Here is a 16818-nt window from a genome sequence, read left to right as displayed (position 1 = left end):
AAGATAAATTATGATTTGGATCGATTTTGTCATTTTAGGCGTTATTAGCCTGTCAGCTTTAATCAGTTTGATTAGAGGTTTTGTAAAAGAAGCGTTGTCTTTGGTTATTTGGTTTGGTGCATTTTTTATTGCCAGCAACTTTTATCCAAAACTAGCGGTTTACTTTACAAATATTCATGACGAAATGATAAGAAATGGCAGTGCAATAGCTGCCTTGTTTGTGGCAACCTTAATTGTTGGTGCGGTTGTTAACTACGTAGTAGGTCAATTAGTACAAAAAACAGGGTTGTCAGGAACCGATAGGATTTTAGGGATTGTCTTTGGAGGATTAAGAGGTGTGCTAATCATAGCAGCTGTTTTATTCTTTATTGATGCCTTTACTTCTTTATCAGATTCAGAGTGGTGGAAGCAATCACAATTAATACCGCAATTTTCGGTAGTAATTGAGTGGTTCTTCGATTACTTAAAGGATACATCAAGTTTTCTTCCTGGCGCTAAATAGCGCCAGTTTTTTAGCAAATTGAGGACTCTAGGACATGTGCGGTATTGTTGGAATCGTGGGCGCAACACCAGTAAACCAGTCAATCTATGACGCTTTAACAGTGCTACAACATCGTGGCCAAGATGCTGCTGGTATTATTACCATAGAAAGCAATCGTTTCCGTCTGAGAAAGGCGAACGGTTTGGTGAAGGATGTATTTGAAACAAAACACATGCAACGCCTACAAGGTAACGTTGGTATTGGCCATGTTCGATACCCTACAGCAGGTAGTTCTAGTGCCTCAGAAGCGCAACCTTTCTATGTTAACTCTCCATTTGGTATCACCCTCGCGCATAACGGTAACTTAACCAATGCTAACGAAATCCGTGAGACTTTATTTGAACAAGAACGTCGCCATGTTAATACAACTTCAGATTCAGAAGTGTTATTAAATATTTTTGCGCACCATCTTGATGAATCAAAAAATTACCCATTAACTCAAGAAGATATTTTTAAAACAGTCACTAAAGTTCACGAGCAAATTCGTGGTGCTTATGCGGTAACCGCAATGATTATTGGACACGGTATGGTTGCATTCCGAGATCCAAATGGTATTCGTCCATTATGTCTAGGTAAACGTGAAGTTGAAGGCCGTACAGAATATATGGTGGCTTCAGAGTCTGTAGCTTTAGATGCTGTCGGTTTCGATTTTGTTCGTGATGTTGCACCTGGTGAAGCAATTTATGCTCCATTTGAAGGTGGGCTATATACACAACAATGTGCACATGAACCTAAACTAAACCCATGTATTTTTGAGTTTGTTTACTTTGCTCGCCCTGATTCTTTTATCGATAAAATTTCGGTATACAGTGCTCGAGTTGAAATGGGTAAGCGTTTGGGTGAAAAAATTAAACGTGAATGGGAAGATCTTGATATTGATGTGGTACTGCCGATCCCTGAAACATCGTGTGATATCGCATTAGAAATCGCACAAATTATTAATAAACCTTACCGTCAAGGTTTTGTTAAGAACCGTTATGTTGGCCGTACTTTTATTATGCCAGGACAACAAGAGCGTAAGAAATCTGTACGTCGCAAACTAAACGCGATTCGTTCTGAATTTAAAGATAAAAACGTTTTATTGGTTGATGACTCTATTGTGCGTGGAACAACCTCAGAGCAGATCATTGAAATGGCTCGTGATTCTGGTGCTAAGAACGTTTATATGGTGTCAGCGGCCCCTGAGATTCGTTTCCCTAACGTATATGGCATCGATATGCCAAGTGCAAATGAATTGATTGCACATGGTCGTGAAGTGGATGAGATCTGTAAGGCTATTGGTGCTGATGCTCTTATTTTTCAAGACCTTTCGGACTTAGTTGATGCGGTTGGTTGTGGTAACAGAGAGATTGAGAAATTTGAAACATCGGTTTTCAATGCGCATTATGTTACGGGTGATGTTGATCAAAATTACTTAGAGTACTTAGAAAGCCTACGTAATGATGATGCAAAACAAGATAACGAAGCACAAAATGTAGCAAGTCTCGACATTTATAACGAAGAGATTTAATTTTTCGTTCAGAATAAAAAAAGCCTGTGATTTCACAGGCTTTTTTTGTATGTAATACATTAATCAGGAATGTGATTACTTACAAAATCAATAAACAGACGTACTTTTTCAGGTTGATGATCTTTGTAGTTGTATATCATGTAAATATCACGAGGGTTAGCAGACCAATCACTTAGAACTCGAATAAGCGAACCTTCCTCTAGGTATTGGCTGATCATGATATCTGGCATTAAGGTAATACCCAATCCATTTGAACACGCCATACGAATTACATTTAGTTCACTTGCTTCAAAACGTCCAGCATCGGTAATTGTAACTGATTCACCATCTCTGTTGGTTAAGCGCCAACGCATTAAAGGGTTGCCTTTCAATAGACTGTGTTTATGCAGTTCTTGCGCATGAGTTGGTTCAGAATTTTTTTCTAAGTAAGTTGGACTTGCAACTAAAATATCTTCCAAAGAGCCAATTTGACGAGCAATAAGAGAAGAATCTCGCTGCTTACCAACGCGGAAAATAATATCCCAATCAGTAGGGTCAAGCTGCTCGGGTTGATTGCTCATGGTTAAGTTGATGCTAATATCAGGATAAAGCAGCATAAACTTATTCAAAATGGGTTGGATCATGCGTTTAGTTAGGTTTGAAGGGGCTGCAATCTTTAGCTTTCCTGCTGCACCACGACATTCTTCACCTAGATATTCACTGGTGTTTACCAATGTCGCTAGAATAGGGGCACATTCATCGTAAAACTTTTGACCAGCTTCAGTAAGAGATAATTTCCTAGCATGACGGTTGAGTAAGCGAATATCTAAAGAATCTTCTAAAGCTTGAATCCGACGAGTAATTGTCGCAACAGGAATTAGGGTTTTTCTTGAAGCTGCAGTATAGCTGCCATTTTCAACCACTTGTCGAAACAAATTTAAATCATCTAATTTCATTATATTAAGATACTCTCCGTTCTTTAGAGCGCTAAAGTGTAACAAAAATGCGTGAATTGGTGTTGTTATAAGTCAACTAAAATGAAAATCTGTAAATAAAAGTCCAAATTCACGGCTAATTTAGCATTTTATTAATAATGATAGCTAAAATTATTTGTGCTCGCTTGGATCTCGAACTAAATTTATTTTAGATAATAAAAATAATAGGTATTGAATTTGGGTGCGTGCAGAGGGTAGTCGTATGTCAGTGTCAGTAGAGCAGGCAACAAGAAGAAAGGAAGGAGAGGGGAACACTCCTGTAGAAGATCTATTAAGAAACAAAGATATTTTAATTGTTGATGATGATCCAATCTTTCGCTCAATGATAAGAGCGGTCTTAGAAACATATTCGTGCAATGTTAAAGAAGCGAACAACGGCCTTGAAGGTTTACAAATGCTTAAGCATTCTTTACCTGATGTATTGCTGTGTGATTTAGCCATGCCTATTTTGAATGGCATCGAATTTGTAGAGGAAGCAGTATTGGAATACCCAATGCTTCCAATCATTGTTATTTCAGGTAGCGGTGATATGCAAGATGTCGCTAAGGTGTTGCGTCTTGGAGCAAAAGATTTTCTGGTTAAACCAATTAGTGATGTATCAATTTTAATTAAATCGCTCTCTTCAGCATTAAAGCTAAGTGAAGAAAGTTCGTTAAGAATGCAAGATTTTTCTAGTCAGTGGTTCAGAACATCAGAGCTTGATAAAAGCTGTAATGATGAACTGCATTGGCATTTAGAGTATTTACAAGAAGAGCCTAATGTTGGTCGAGAATTATTGTTTGAGTTATTGCCAGAGAGTGAAGCTCAGCATGCTAACTGGAAATTAAGTTATCGTTTATTGCAGTCAACCGATGGTATGCCTTTAATCTTTGATTATGAATGGTTATTGGATGGTCGTTTATTTTTCTATCTTGTTGATTCCGATTCAGGTGGAGAAAACGGTGTTATTTCTTGTTTATTAATTAGAGCGTTCTTTAATGATTTTATTCGAGACCAACAGATGTCAACGAATACGATTTCTGCAATGGTTGCATCAATAGAAAAAGGCATGAGTACAATGGAGAATAGCCAAGCTATGTCGGGCGTTTTTGGTTATGTGGATTTGTCCGAGCAAGCGGTTTTTATTTTATCAGCTGGTCTTGATGCGATCTGGGAGAGTAATAATCAACGTAATGTGCTCCGGGCAAATAATCAATTAACGATTAATGCGTCAAGTAACCAAGTCCATCGTTTTTCTGTGAAAGAAGGAGCGAATAGCCTTTCATTAAATAACGTAGGGTGCAGCAGCTTTAAGTTAGAATTGACATCGTTTTAGAATTGATTAAAGTCGATGCTTGTTTACATTCTGGTTAACTTTTTGATTATTTAGAGGCTGATTTGCATTTTACCCGTAGAGTATTTTGGTTTGTTACTGGATTAACATCGCTTATTCTAGGTTTAATCGGTGTTATTATGCCACTTTTACCAACCACGCCTTTCTTGTTATTAGCCAGTGCATGTTTTATGAAAGCATCGCCGCGAGTGAACCATTGGTTGATCACTCATCCATCTTTAGGCCCTCCGATAGTGGAGTGGCAAGAGAAAAAAACGATTAAAAAATCAATAAAGAAAAAAGCTTTCTTTTTGATAATATTAAGTTTTGTTATTTCAATTGCTCTTGCTCCACTTTTATGGGTAAAAATAGGTCTATTTTATGGGTAAAAATAGGTCTATTTTGTTTTGCTATTGTGCTTTTGGTCTGTTTTTCAAGGATTCCTACCTCGGGGTAGATTTGTATTAACTCTTTGATCAACTACGCACCTTGTTTGGTAATACTTGCTCATGGATAAGAAAGTGAATACCATTGCTCGGTTAATTTATTTTTAAGCCCGAATAGAGGCAAAGCAGGTCAAATAACCATGTCTACAGAAACACTAACACTGATTAAGAACAGTATTAAATCAATTCCTGATTACCCTAAAGCTGGCATTATGTTCCGTGATGTAACAAGCTTAATGGAAGACCCAAAAGCATACCAAGCAACAATTCAACTATTAGTTGAAAAGTATAAGCAAGGCGGTTTTACTAAAATCGTTGGTACAGAAGCTCGTGGTTTCTTATTTGGTGCGCCATTAGCATTAGAGTTAGGTGTTGGCTTTGTTCCTGTTCGTAAACCAGGTAAATTGCCTCGTCCAACAATCGCACAAACTTACGATTTAGAGTACGGTACGGATACATTAGAAATTCATACTGATGCGATCGTTGAAGGTGACAAGGTGCTTGTTGTTGATGACCTATTAGCAACGGGTGGAACGATTGAAGCAACGGTAAAACTGATCCGCCAACTTGGTGGTGAAGTTGAGCATGCCGCATTTGTTATTAATCTTCCAGAAATTGGTGGCGAAGCACGTTTAGAAGGCCTAGGTCTAAACGTATACAGCATTTGTGAGTTTGCTGGTCACTAATTCTTCATATACACAGTTAATTACGTGAGATCTCTCTATCAAGGAAGATCTCATTTTTTTGCTGTGCTACGATTTAGAACTATTTTATTTTGGGCTGTATTCTATGAGCTATCAAGTATTGGCACGGAAGTGGCGACCACATCATTTTAAAGATGTTGTTGGCCAACCTCATGTGCTTACTGCGTTGGAAAACGCACTTGACCATAATCGACTTCATCACGCTTATCTATTTAGCGGAACACGTGGTGTGGGTAAAACCACGATTGCGCGTTTATTTGCTAAAGGTTTGAACTGTGAAGAAGGGATCACATCAACACCGTGTGGTGTGTGTTCTACATGTAAAGAAATCGACGAAGGACGTTTTGTTGATTTACTTGAAATCGATGCAGCTTCTAGAACGAAAGTGGAAGATACACGTGAACTATTAGATAACGTTCAATACAAGCCTGCGCGTGGTCGCTTTAAGGTTTATTTGATCGATGAAGTTCATATGTTATCACGCCACAGTTTCAATGCCTTATTAAAGACATTGGAAGAGCCGCCTGAATACGTAAAATTCTTACTAGCAACAACGGATCCACAGAAGCTACCTGTAACGATCCTTTCTCGCTGTTTACAGTTTCACCTTAAGCACATCAGTGTGGACCAAATTCATGAGCAGTTAGACTTTGTTCTTGATAAAGAAGAAGTCTCAAAAGAAGCTCGAGCTCTTGGGCTTATTGCTCATGCCGCTGACGGTAGTATGCGTGATGCATTAAGTTTAACCGATCAAGCTATTGCGCTTGGTAACGGTTCAGTGACGGCTGAAATTGTATCGGCAATGCTCGGAACCTTAGATACCGATCAGGCAATTCGTATTCTAGAGGCGATCAGCACTAAGAATATGCAGACACTCATGAATTGCGTAAATGATCTTGCCGATATTGGTGTTGAATGGGATGGATTAGCGAAAGAGTTAGCTAATCAGCTTCATAAATTAGCTATGTATCAAGCGTTGCCTGCAACTCTAGATAAAACACAGCCAGATGCTGAACGTATTGAGCTTTTAAGTACACAATTATCTCCTCAAGAAGTGCAATTGTTTTATCAAATTGTACTGCAAAGCCGTAAAGACTTGCCATTAGCTCCAAATGAGCGAACCGGTGCTGAGATGATGTTATTGAGAATGGTAGCATTCCGTCCCGTACACGCTCAGGCATTAGAAGCACAGCCAATTGCGGTGCCATCAACAGAACCTCAAGCAATCAATACGGCACCAAGAGTGCAGCAACAAGCCCCTTCCCCTTCAGCTCCTGTTAATGTTGCGCCTCAAGCACAAAGACCAATGACGTCTCAACAACGTCCAGCAATGCAACAGCAAACGCAGCAAGGTCATGCGCCTGCGAATGTACCACCAATGCATTCTGAGCAACCACCAATGTATGATGCGCCTCCTATGGGAACGCCGTCAGGTGAATCTGCGTCACAAGCACCTCAACATTCTTCTTCAGCGCAGCCTCCTATGCAAGAGACGCCAGCTCCACGAAGTGGACTATTAGGTGTTCGTAACCAATTGCGTAGTGCAAAAAACAATTTAACCAATACAGGTACTGGCTCAAAAAAGGCTAGTGCGGCATCCGATAAGAAAAAAACGAGTTCAGTGTTAGAGCGTATTGCTGAAAAGCAACATTTAGCGCCTCGTGCTCAGGTGTCGCAAATTGGAAATTCCGCAACACAAGAGAAAAAACCAGAAGAGCCGTATCGCTGGAAATCAACTCAACCAGAAATGAAAAAAGTGGTGAGTGATGTTACTCCAACGAAACTAAAACAAGCGCTAGAGCATGAAAAAACGCCTGAAATGGTGAAATTGCTTGTTGAAGAGTCATCAAAACAAGATACTTGGTCTGCTTTAGCAATGTCATTAACATTACCAAAGTTAGTACAGCAGCTTGTTTTAAATTCAGCATTTGTTGAGCAAGATAACCAAATTAAGTTACATTTACGAGCAGCTCAATCGCATTTAAATGGCGACAAAGCCAATGAGCTGATCACTCAAGCGCTAACACAAACATTAAATCGAGAAGTGACGGTAACCATCGATATTAGTGATGAAGGCACAACACCTTTAGAGCTGCGTGAGCAAATGTATCAAACCAAATTGCAAACGGCTTATCAGAGTTTGCAGCAAGATCCACACGTCAATTTCTTTATTCAGAGATTTGGGGCAGAGATGGATCAAGAAAGTGTGAGACCTATTTAACATAAGCGTTCATACAATCTAATTTAAAATTTAGAGTGGGTTGAAAACAAAAATTTAACCCCCATTTTTTTAGTAACAAAGAAGTAAACTTAAGAGAGAATAATTATGTTCGGTGGTAAAGGCGGCATGGGCAACTTGATGAAGCAAGCCCAGCAAATGCAAGATCGCATGCAGAAGATGCAAGAAGAAATCGCAAACATGGAAGTAACTGGTGAATCAGGTGCTGGTCTAGTTAAAGTAACTATCACTGGTTCTCATAGTGTTCGTCGTGTTGAAATCGATCCAAGCCTAATGGAAGAAGACGAAAAAGAAATGCTAGAAGATTTGATCGCAGCAGCGTTCAATGATGCATCTCGTCGCATTGAAGAAACACAAAAAGAAAAAATGGCAAGTGTAACTGGTGGAATGCAAATGCCACCGGGCTTTAAAATGCCATTCTAATTTATCTTTATGATAAAGCTGAGATTAATAACGCATTATTAGTCTTGGAATAATTAGGCGGCTCAGTGGCTGCCTTTTTCTTTTTAGGAATATAAGAAACTATGCGAACCAGTGGTTTACTAGAACAATTAATGGAATCATTACGATGCCTACCAGGCGTTGGCCCAAAATCAGCTCAGCGAATGGCTTTTCACTTGCTTCAACGTAATCGCCAAGGGGGAATGCAGTTAGCTGATGCACTTTCTCAAGCGATGTCTGAGATTGGTCATTGCTCGGAATGTCGAACATTTACTGAGGAAGATACCTGCGCCATTTGTTTGAATCCAAAGCGTCAAGCAAGTGGTGAAATGTGTATTGTTGAAAGTCCTGCAGATATTGTTGCAGTAGAAGCAACAGGGCAGTTTTCTGGGCGTTACTTTGTACTAATGGGACATTTATCGCCACTGGATGGTATTGGTCCAAGCGATATTGGTTTAGATTTATTAGATCATCGTCTGAATCGTGGTGATATCAAAGAAGTTATTCTTGCAACTAACCCAACGGTTGAGGGGGAAGCAACGGCACACTATATTGCTGAGCTTTGCCAAGAGCACCAAGTACCTGCTAGTCGAATAGCACATGGTGTTCCAATGGGCGGTGAATTAGAATTAGTTGATGGTACAACGTTATCTCACTCTATTTTAGGCCGTCAGAAGCTTTATTAGTTTTGAGAAATAGAGCTGGAATTTGGAGTAGTCCGCCTGCGATTGCTCCAAATAGATGCGCTTCTGTTGCTACTTTTGCATTTATTAATGAGATGGTTGATGCACTGGCTCCAAAATAGTGCTCCCAACTGATTTTAGCAATTACACCTAGCAGTAGTAACCATCCGGTTTGACGTTTATTTTTTATGTCTTCGATGGCAGCCCAAACAAACAGCCCGTGTAATACGCCTGAGAGTCCAACATAAGCTTGTATTGGCGTAAAGAGTAGTGCTAGTCCAGTTAGTAAACTGATAGAAAACAGTAAAATCGATAATTTTTTAAGGGTAAGTAATTCCTTAAAAATATAGCCAAAAATGGCGAGAGCAGCAGAATTCATCATTAAATGTGCTAAATTCGTATGGGTAAAGTTCCCTGTTACGATACGCCAAAGCTCGCCATGTTCTATCAGATAGCGATCCCATACCAATATATCCGATACCATACTAAATTGAGCAATACCAAGCCCAATCAGAATGGGAAGTAATAATTTAAACAAGTAAAGGTTCCTTGTGATTCGATTTTGTCTTCAATGCTTAAAAACAAAAAAAGCCTGTATATGTGAGTGGATCACACCCATTAGCACGGATATTGAATTAATCATACTACAGCATCCAACAGAAGCTAAGCGCCCATTAGGAACAGCGAAAATTTTATCTTTAAGTTTGGCGAATTGTCGTACTTTTATCGGTGAGAATTTTTCAGAACATTCTGAGTTAAACCAATTATTAGCTGACGATAGCTATCATCATCAAGTGTTGTTTTTAGATAATGAAAGCCAAGCTATTGGTACAGATAAAGCTCTTCTTCAAAAGAAACAACGCGTTATTCTATTAGATGGTACGTGGAAAAAAGCATATAAAATGTGGCAGTTATCCACCAATTTGCATTCCTTACTTAAGGTGCATTTAAATACCGATTTATCTGGTAATTATCGAGTTCGTAAAGCGCCAAAAGACAATGCATTATCAACAGCGGAAGCGGGATACCACATTTTAACTCAGCTAGATAATGATTGTGTGGCGTCAAATAATGTTGAAAAATTTGATTCGATTTTAACGGCATTTGATAACATGATTGAGTTTCATATTAGCCAAATGCCAGAAGGTGTATTTGAGAAGAACTACCGTTCATAGCTTGTAATATACCAATCCAAGTAAGTAAATATTAATACTTATTTGAATTGGTATTGATTCTTAAATCGGAACAAAGAGTTGATTATATAAACGCTGAGCATAGCCATCGGTCATACCAGCGATATAATCAGCAATTACACGGTGTGCATTAGCACCAGATTCTTTCGCTTCTCTCCATTCTCTTTTGTCGTTTTCTGGTAACAAGCGTTCAGGATCTGAATTGAGAGCATCAAATATCTCCATGACTATTTGTTGGCCTTTATATTCAATACGCTGCATTTCAGAGTTGTGAATTACGAATTGACCAACAAACTTTTTCAATACTTCTAAGGCATAACTCATAGAAGGACTTAAAAAAGCATTCCAACGCAGCAATTCAGATTCAAATTCTGGTTCATCATTAAAGGTGGTCGGTTTAATGGTAATCGATGTTAATAGCGCATTTACGATACTGCCGATGCCGTCTTTACGTTGATACTGTAAGCCTGAAAATAGTTTATCGCTGATGGTTTCAATGTTGGCCTCAAACCACTCATCACCACATTCTGCTAATTTACTCGCGACTGATTCTTGCCACTGATTACGAGTAACAATTCCCATTACAATCGCATCTTCTAGGTCATGAACGCCATAAGCAATATCGTCAGCCAGTTCCATGATGGAACAATCTATAGATTTAAAGCGAGTTTTACGGTGTGTGTGTTGACTCTCTTGCTGAAAACGGAAAGTAGAAAATAGCGCTTTATCGACGTCCGGTAGCGGTTTTAAAATCCAATTTAAAATATCTGCGTCATCACGATAAACCCCTTTGGGTGGATGCCAATCTATGGATTTTAAATGACGAACATTACTTACTTCTTGCGGGCGTTCTGTTGAATGAACTTGATCAAGAAATGCAGGGTATTTTAAAACCCCCAACAAGGTTCTTCTGGCTAAGTTCATACCGAAATGCTCAGTATAGGGTTCTAACTTGCTTAAAATTCGTAGAGTTTGCCCATTACCTTCAAAACCACCGTGATCACGCATCATATAATTTAGAGCGATTTCGCCACCATGACCAAAAGGTGGGTGGCCAATATCATGAGCCAAACAAATGCTTTCCATTAAGCTAGTTGAGGTTAAAAGGGCACGAAACTCAGGCTGTCTAAGCTTTAACTGTGCGACAACCCCTGTACCTATTTGAGAGACCTCAAGAGAATGGGTTAATCGAGTGCGATAAAAGTCATTGGCACTACCTGGGCCGTGTACTTGCGTTTTAGCTTGAAGGCGACGAAAAGCAGCAGAGTGAAGAATACGAGCACGATCTCGTTGAAAAACGCTGCGCTGATCATTACGTCGTAACTTTTGTTCGTTACTGATACGATCTTCCCAGTGAGGGGATGGAGTAATTTCATTCGGTTTATTCATTATTATTGTTCTCGAAGTTATTTCTACCTCTATATCATTACAGGCTTGCTACAAAAAGATCAATGGTTTATAGCAATTCTAGATATTAACTCGACATTATTTATGCGGATATCGCTGAATTAATCCGCTTATATATCAGAGAATATAGAGCAAGAACACACAGTTATATTTGTATTATTTTGTTCATGTATACGAATTGTTATAATGAAAATCACTTTGTTGAACGGAATAATAATATGAGTAGTGTTGCTAATTTGCTAGATCAATTTGAACAGCTTAAACACGCGTATCAAGCATCACCATATTTATCAAAAGATGAGCGATTGTTGTTGCTTGGCCAATTAAAACAGGCTTTATTATCTGAAAAAGAAAATATAACGAGCGCATTAGAAAAAGATTATGGATATCGAAGTCATTTTGACTCCACTGTTTGTGATTTAATGCCGTCAATTCAGCATATTAATTACACGACCAAACGTTTATCAAAGTGGTTAAAACCCCAAAAACGAAGTGCTGGTTTATTGCTTTCTCCATCAAGATTACAAGTCGTTTACCAACCTTTAGGCGTGATAGGCGTTATTGTTCCTTGGAATTTTCCTATCTATTTAAGTATAGCGCCAATTGTTACCGCTATTGCTGCAGGTAATAGAGTGATGGTGAAATTGAGTGAATATACGCTAGAAACCAATCAAGTACTTCGTCGAGTCTTTTCCGATTTATCTGAACATGTATGCATCATTGAAGGTGCCGCTGAGGTTGCTGCTGAATTCTCTCAGTTACCTTTTAATCACTTATTATTTACGGGCTCAACTCAAGTAGGAAAATTAGTTGCAAGTGCAGCAGCCAAAAATCTTACGCCTATTACGCTTGAACTTGGCGGGAAATCACCTGTTATTATCGCTGATGATGCGGATTTAATATCGGCGGTTGATGCCATTATGCTTGGAAAATCAATGAATGCAGGGCAAATATGCGTAGCACCTGATTATGTCTTCATTCCTAAAAATAAGGTCGAAAAGTTTATCTCTTTGTATGTTCGTCGATTTTCACAGGCATTCCCTGAAAAAAAAGGAAAACGCGAATATAGCCATATTATTAATCAAGCTCAGTATGAACGTTTAGAATCGTATCTTACGGATGCTAAAGAAAAAGGAGCGACGCTCACTTCGATAGAAGGTGATGTTCAATCCGAAGGGCGTTCGTTTTTGCCACACCTGCTTACTGACGTTAATGACGATATGCTAGTGATGCAAGAAGAGATATTTGGACCAATTTTACCCATCATTGGCTATGAGGCCATTGAAGAAGCATTTGATTATATTAAGCAGAGACCGAGACCATTAGCTCTGTATGTGATGTCTTCCGATAAACTGTTAATTAAACAGATTATTGAAAATACACACAGTGGTGGTGTGGCAATCAACGATACTATGATGCATGTTGCTGCTGATGATGCCCCATTTGGTGGAATCGGTGATTCTGGTATGGGAAGCTATCATGGCATAGAAGGTTTTATTACGTTTTCACATGCTAAAACCGTGTTATCAACGCCAACGTGGTTGCCAAGAGCACGGTTATTATTGAAGCATAAAAAGTCGATGCTTAAAGTATTAGGATTAAAATTTATGAAATAGGCCAGTTAGTCGACTTTTGTTGTGGTTTAGCAGTTGGCAAATGAGGGGAACAGTCGTATGATCTGCTTCCCTTTTTTAATGTGAATTGCCCTTTATGTCTCAACATCAACCGGTTCAAGGCGCTTCTTGGATGCTTACCGCAGGACTTGCTTTTGCGATAGTAAACAGTATTGCTCAATATGTAAGTATGAATTTTGGTCTTCCATCGACCATGGTTGCTTTGGTTCAATACGCTATTGCTTTGGTTGTTATTTTACCTTACCTACGAACATTGGGTCTTCGTAATTCACTTCGAACTGAACATTTTGGTATGCATGCTCTGCGTGTATTCTTATCAGTTATCGGCATTCAGTTATGGCTGTGGGCTCTCGCTTACCCTGTTCCTATTTGGCAAGGTATCGCTCTTTTGATGACGTCTCCATTATTTGCAACCATAGGTTCTGGTCTATTTTTAAAAGAGAAAGTAGGAGCGGCTCGTTGGTTTGCGACTTTAGCTGGTTTTGTTGGTGCAATGATCATTCTAGAGCCGTGGTCTGATAGCTTTACATGGGCCACATTATTACCTGTTGGTGCGGCTTTCTTTTGGGCTTGTTATTCGTTAATGGTGAAGAAAATGTCATCAAACGATTCACCATCGACCATGGTTGTGTATTTATTGGTTCTGATTACGCCATTTAATATTTTATTAGCGCTACCTGAATGGCAAACTCCAAGTGGTATGAATGTGTGGTTATTGCTGTTTTGTGCTGGTGTAATGACAGCATTAGCGCAATGGGCAATTGTAAAAGCGTATTCGGTTGCCGATGCTTCATTTGTTCAACCTTTTGATCATGCAAAATTGCCATTAAATGTGTTAGCTGGTTGGATGGTATTTGGATGGGTTCCACCTGGTCGTTTATGGTTAGGTGCTGCTATTATTATTGCTTCTGTTGCCTTTATTACACAGTGGGAACGCAAGAAGAAATAATCTTTATTGATAGAATTAAAATAAACCGTACCAATTTAATTGGTGCGGTTTTTTTATTTAAAATTAATCAAATTGGTATAAATGCTTAATTATTTGCATTTTGAATATTATCTCTATGACCTTCGAAAAATAATTAAATAGGCTAATGATGCGACTTAATAATATTAAGGATTAATTATGAATCGAACCATTATTACAGCATCAACTATGCTTTCCCTTGCTCTTTTTTCTAATGTTGTCACTGCCGATGAATATCGAAATGGGCATCGTGTTGCTTTAGAGGGAGATCCTAATATTGGTTATCCTCAAGTGTGTATTCGAATAAATCGAAAAGCCAATCGAATTCCCCTATTAGAAACTTATCAACAATTTCAACACGATTACCCTGATGACAATATCGTTCAATTATTAGAAAGAATGGTTCAATGGGCTGATTCTGGAGCGGTTGGACATACATGGGTGGATCTTTTTTATAAAGATGATGAAGGAAAAGTTCAGTTTGATGGATATGGATTTGGTAGCGATGGCAACCAAGCCAGTCGAGAATTTAGTTTTCAAAAGTGTGTTCATATTGAAGATAAAAACTATCAACAAATAAAGCAGGATATAGCGGAAAAAGAAGAGGCGCTATATGTTGAGAGTAAAGAGATCGCCAAGCTATTTTTAGGAATAGGAAAAGATTGGAATGGTGGTAAATATACGCTGTATGGAAACTGTGCTTGGTTTGCGGGTAATTTATTTAATTCAATTGTACCAAAAAATGACAATGTTAATTTTGCACAAGCCTTTGACTGGAATACGGTTGTACCAAAATGGTACCCATTAAGTAAATATAAAGATTTGCCTGATCCAGGGTATATAGCTGAAAGTATTTCAAGAACCGTGAATGGGGCAGGGTGGCATGATAATGAAGGCAGTGGTTATGGAAAGCTCACGGGTGATACCTTCATTACCGCCGATGAAAATGGTTTATTAAGCGGCCCTCGTAATATTTCTGATTACTATCCAGAACTGGGCGAGGATGCAAACTTTATTTCTGCGGGCTATTATTCTGAGTCTCAAGATAAAATGCACTTTTTTACTTATAACTTAAAACAAGATAAAGAGATTATCGTAACGCCATATTCTTCAGATGTGACTTTTAAAAATATAGATCAAAAATTTGTTGCAGCGTTCCATCATCCTAATGATGACAATATAGGTATGGTTGTGACTGAAAATGGGCATATTTTATTAACAGATACATGGGAAGATACGGGAAATAAAGCGTTAGAAGCTTATGCAGGGGACATTACGGCGGCTTCAAATTATTTTGAAAACGGTAAGATTCTTATTTTGTTGAGACCAGATGGGGAACAATATGATGATTATCAATCAGATGGCATTCGATTCATTAAATACGATGTAGAGCAGGATAAAATTTTAACTGAGCCTGCACTAGCTGAGCATTTAACAGGCTTTGATTTCTTTAAACAACAATAAGTTAGTTTGTAAAATCATACTGACTCAGAACACATTACTCTGAGTCAGTATTTAGACGGTTATTTTACAGCGTTTTCAAGAATTTTACGTGATACATCAGGTGTAATTGCCTGATGTTCACCTAAAGCAACCATTCCGTGAGCTTCAAGCTGTTTGATAATGGCATCAATAGCAGATGCTTTATCATTACCATGCTCCGTTAATACCGTTGGAGAGTTTAAGCTGTGGTAGAAGTTTTCAATTTCAATGATAGTACGTTCTGCTAAATCATCGGTATAAACAAGCCCAAATACATTCTTACCCATTTGTTCTAATTTAGCTCGTTTTGCTTCGATTTGATTACGAAGTAAAGACGGTTGAACGATAGATAAAGAGCGTGCGTGATCTACGTTATAAAGCGCTGTTAACTCATGACCAATCATATGTGTTGCCCAATCGTGAGGAACACCTGTACCAATCAAGCCATTTAGTGCTTGGTTAGCTGTCCACATGAGGTTTGAGCGCCATTCATTATTGTCACGGTTATCGTATTGAGCTCCGAGAGTCAGTAAGTTGCGTAGTAGGGTTTCGGCATAGCCATCCTGTACCATTGCACCGGTTGGCATAGTTAAGTACTGCTCACAAGTATGAACCCAAGCATCAACAATCCCGTTAATTAATTGGCGTTCTGGCAATGTCTTCATTGAATCAGGATCAAGAACCGCAAATTTAGGTTGTACTGCTGAAGCCATGAAAGGCAGTTTGGTTTGTGTTGATTTTTGAGTAATTACAGCACCAGAGTTAGATTCAGAACCTGTAGCTGGCAAGGTTAAGATTGCACCAAGTGGAACGGCTTCTGTCACTGTGTGTTTACCAATTAAGATATCCCAACCATTACCGTCATATTTGGTTGCTGCTGCAACATATTTTGAGCCATCAATAACTGAGCCACCACCAACAGCAAGAATGTAATCTACGTTTTCTTCTTTAGCGATAGTGACCGCTTTATCTAATGTTTCTACTGTTGGATTCGGTTCTACGCCTGAAAACTCAAGCCATGTATGATTGGATAAAGCCGCGACAACTTGATCGTAAACACCATTGTGCTTAATAGAACCACCACCATAAATGACAAGCACTTTTTGGTCTTGTGGAATAGATGTTGCGATAGCTTCGATTTGACCTTGGCCAAAATGGATTAGAGTAGAGTTAACGTAAGAGAATTTCATTGCTGTACCTCATTTCTTCCAAAAAGGATGCTCTATTTTCTAGAGCTTATTATTTCAATAAGTGCATATTAGTAGCTGGTATGCGATCTATAAAG

General features: G+C 38.8%; 16 protein-coding genes. 12 read left to right on the top strand and 4 right to left on the bottom strand.

The annotated features are described in order from the left end of the window. The first annotated feature begins 10 nt into the window (after nucleotides 1–10). Nucleotides 11–502, top strand: a complete 492-nt coding sequence (gene cvpA / locus HC728_RS04580) for a colicin V production protein (RefSeq protein ID WP_005420022.1) — start codon at nucleotides 11–13, stop codon at nucleotides 500–502. A 34-nt stretch (nucleotides 503–536) separates the two neighbouring features. Continuing rightward, nucleotides 537–2051: an amidophosphoribosyltransferase gene (gene purF / locus HC728_RS04575; RefSeq protein ID WP_012533916.1), complete on the top strand. Its 1515-nt coding sequence runs from the start codon at nucleotides 537–539 to the stop codon at nucleotides 2049–2051. A 59-nt stretch (nucleotides 2052–2110) separates the two neighbouring features. On the opposite strand, the gene HC728_RS04570 is transcribed toward purF, so the two are convergent. Further along, nucleotides 2111–2986: a LysR family transcriptional regulator gene (locus tag HC728_RS04570; RefSeq protein ID WP_005420019.1), complete on the bottom strand. Its 876-nt coding sequence runs from the start codon at nucleotides 2984–2986 to the stop codon at nucleotides 2111–2113. 241 nt (nucleotides 2987–3227) lie between these two features. Here HC728_RS04570 and HC728_RS04565 point away from each other — a divergent pair, with 241 nt between their 5' ends. The 6 genes from HC728_RS04565 (at nucleotide 3228) to recR (ending at nucleotide 8853) form a co-directional block, all read left to right on the top strand. Further along, entirely contained in the window at nucleotides 3228–4340 is a 1113-nt protein-coding gene (locus HC728_RS04565) for a response regulator (RefSeq protein ID WP_155662946.1), read from the top strand. A gap of 62 nt (nucleotides 4341–4402) precedes the next feature. Further along, nucleotides 4403–4726 carry a DUF454 family protein gene (locus HC728_RS04560; protein ID WP_190395160.1) on the top strand — a complete coding sequence of 108 codons (324 nt, stop codon included), beginning with the start codon at nucleotides 4403–4405 and terminating at the stop codon, nucleotides 4724–4726. 197 nt (nucleotides 4727–4923) lie between these two features. Then, the gene (apt, locus tag HC728_RS04555) at nucleotides 4924–5469 is read left to right on the top strand and encodes an adenine phosphoribosyltransferase (protein ID WP_005420014.1); all 546 of its coding nucleotides are present in this window, start codon (nucleotides 4924–4926) and stop codon (nucleotides 5467–5469) included. A 103-nt stretch (nucleotides 5470–5572) separates the two neighbouring features. Further along, complete coding sequence (gene dnaX / locus HC728_RS04550; RefSeq protein ID WP_190395159.1) at nucleotides 5573–7708, top strand: DNA polymerase III subunit gamma/tau; 2136 nt, start codon at nucleotides 5573–5575, stop codon at nucleotides 7706–7708. A 105-nt stretch (nucleotides 7709–7813) separates the two neighbouring features. Further along, the gene (locus HC728_RS04545) at nucleotides 7814–8149 is read left to right on the top strand and encodes a YbaB/EbfC family nucleoid-associated protein (protein ID WP_005420010.1); all 336 of its coding nucleotides are present in this window, start codon (nucleotides 7814–7816) and stop codon (nucleotides 8147–8149) included. A 101-nt stretch (nucleotides 8150–8250) separates the two neighbouring features. Further along, nucleotides 8251–8853: a recombination mediator RecR gene (gene recR / locus HC728_RS04540; RefSeq protein WP_011262239.1), complete on the top strand. Its 603-nt coding sequence runs from the start codon at nucleotides 8251–8253 to the stop codon at nucleotides 8851–8853. On the opposite strand, the gene rrtA is transcribed toward recR, so the two are convergent. Beyond that, on the bottom strand, nucleotides 8825–9388 hold the full coding sequence (gene rrtA / locus HC728_RS04535) for a rhombosortase (protein WP_069582477.1): 564 nt from the start codon (nucleotides 9386–9388) through the stop codon (nucleotides 8825–8827). The two genes, recR and rrtA, sit on opposite strands and share 29 nt — an antisense overlap. Before the next feature lie 13 nt (nucleotides 9389–9401). Here rrtA and HC728_RS04530 point away from each other — a divergent pair, with 13 nt between their 5' ends. After that, complete coding sequence (locus HC728_RS04530) at nucleotides 9402–10025, top strand: DTW domain-containing protein (protein WP_190395158.1); 624 nt, start codon at nucleotides 9402–9404, stop codon at nucleotides 10023–10025. Between the two features lie 60 nt (nucleotides 10026–10085). On the opposite strand, the gene HC728_RS04525 is transcribed toward HC728_RS04530, so the two are convergent. Beyond that, complete coding sequence (locus HC728_RS04525; protein WP_190395157.1) at nucleotides 10086–11432, bottom strand: anti-phage deoxyguanosine triphosphatase; 1347 nt, start codon at nucleotides 11430–11432, stop codon at nucleotides 10086–10088. A gap of 236 nt (nucleotides 11433–11668) precedes the next feature. Here HC728_RS04525 and HC728_RS04520 point away from each other — a divergent pair, with 236 nt between their 5' ends. From HC728_RS04520 to HC728_RS04510, 3 genes are all read left to right on the top strand, one after another. Next, a complete protein-coding gene (locus HC728_RS04520; protein WP_190395156.1) occupies nucleotides 11669–13066 on the top strand; it encodes a coniferyl aldehyde dehydrogenase in 1398 nt (465 codons plus the stop codon). 94 nt (nucleotides 13067–13160) lie between these two features. Next, nucleotides 13161–14033 (top strand): DMT family transporter, encoded by an 873-nt coding sequence (locus HC728_RS04515; RefSeq protein WP_005419994.1) that lies wholly within the window; start codon nucleotides 13161–13163, stop codon nucleotides 14031–14033. A gap of 177 nt (nucleotides 14034–14210) precedes the next feature. Next, complete coding sequence (locus tag HC728_RS04510) at nucleotides 14211–15515, top strand: hypothetical protein (RefSeq protein ID WP_190395155.1); 1305 nt, start codon at nucleotides 14211–14213, stop codon at nucleotides 15513–15515. A 59-nt stretch (nucleotides 15516–15574) separates the two neighbouring features. Here the strand turns inward: HC728_RS04510 and HC728_RS04505 are convergent, their stop codons facing one another. After that, nucleotides 15575–16723, bottom strand: coding sequence for an iron-containing alcohol dehydrogenase (locus tag HC728_RS04505; RefSeq protein ID WP_190395154.1), 1149 nt, complete (start codon nucleotides 16721–16723; stop codon nucleotides 15575–15577). Between the last annotated feature and the right edge of the window lie 95 nt (nucleotides 16724–16818).

The organism is Aliivibrio sp. S10_S31 (assembly GCF_014694495.1).
Classification (GTDB): Bacteria; Pseudomonadota; Gammaproteobacteria; order Enterobacterales; family Vibrionaceae; genus Aliivibrio; species Aliivibrio fischeri.
This window is presented reverse-complemented; position numbering and strand designations above follow the sequence as displayed.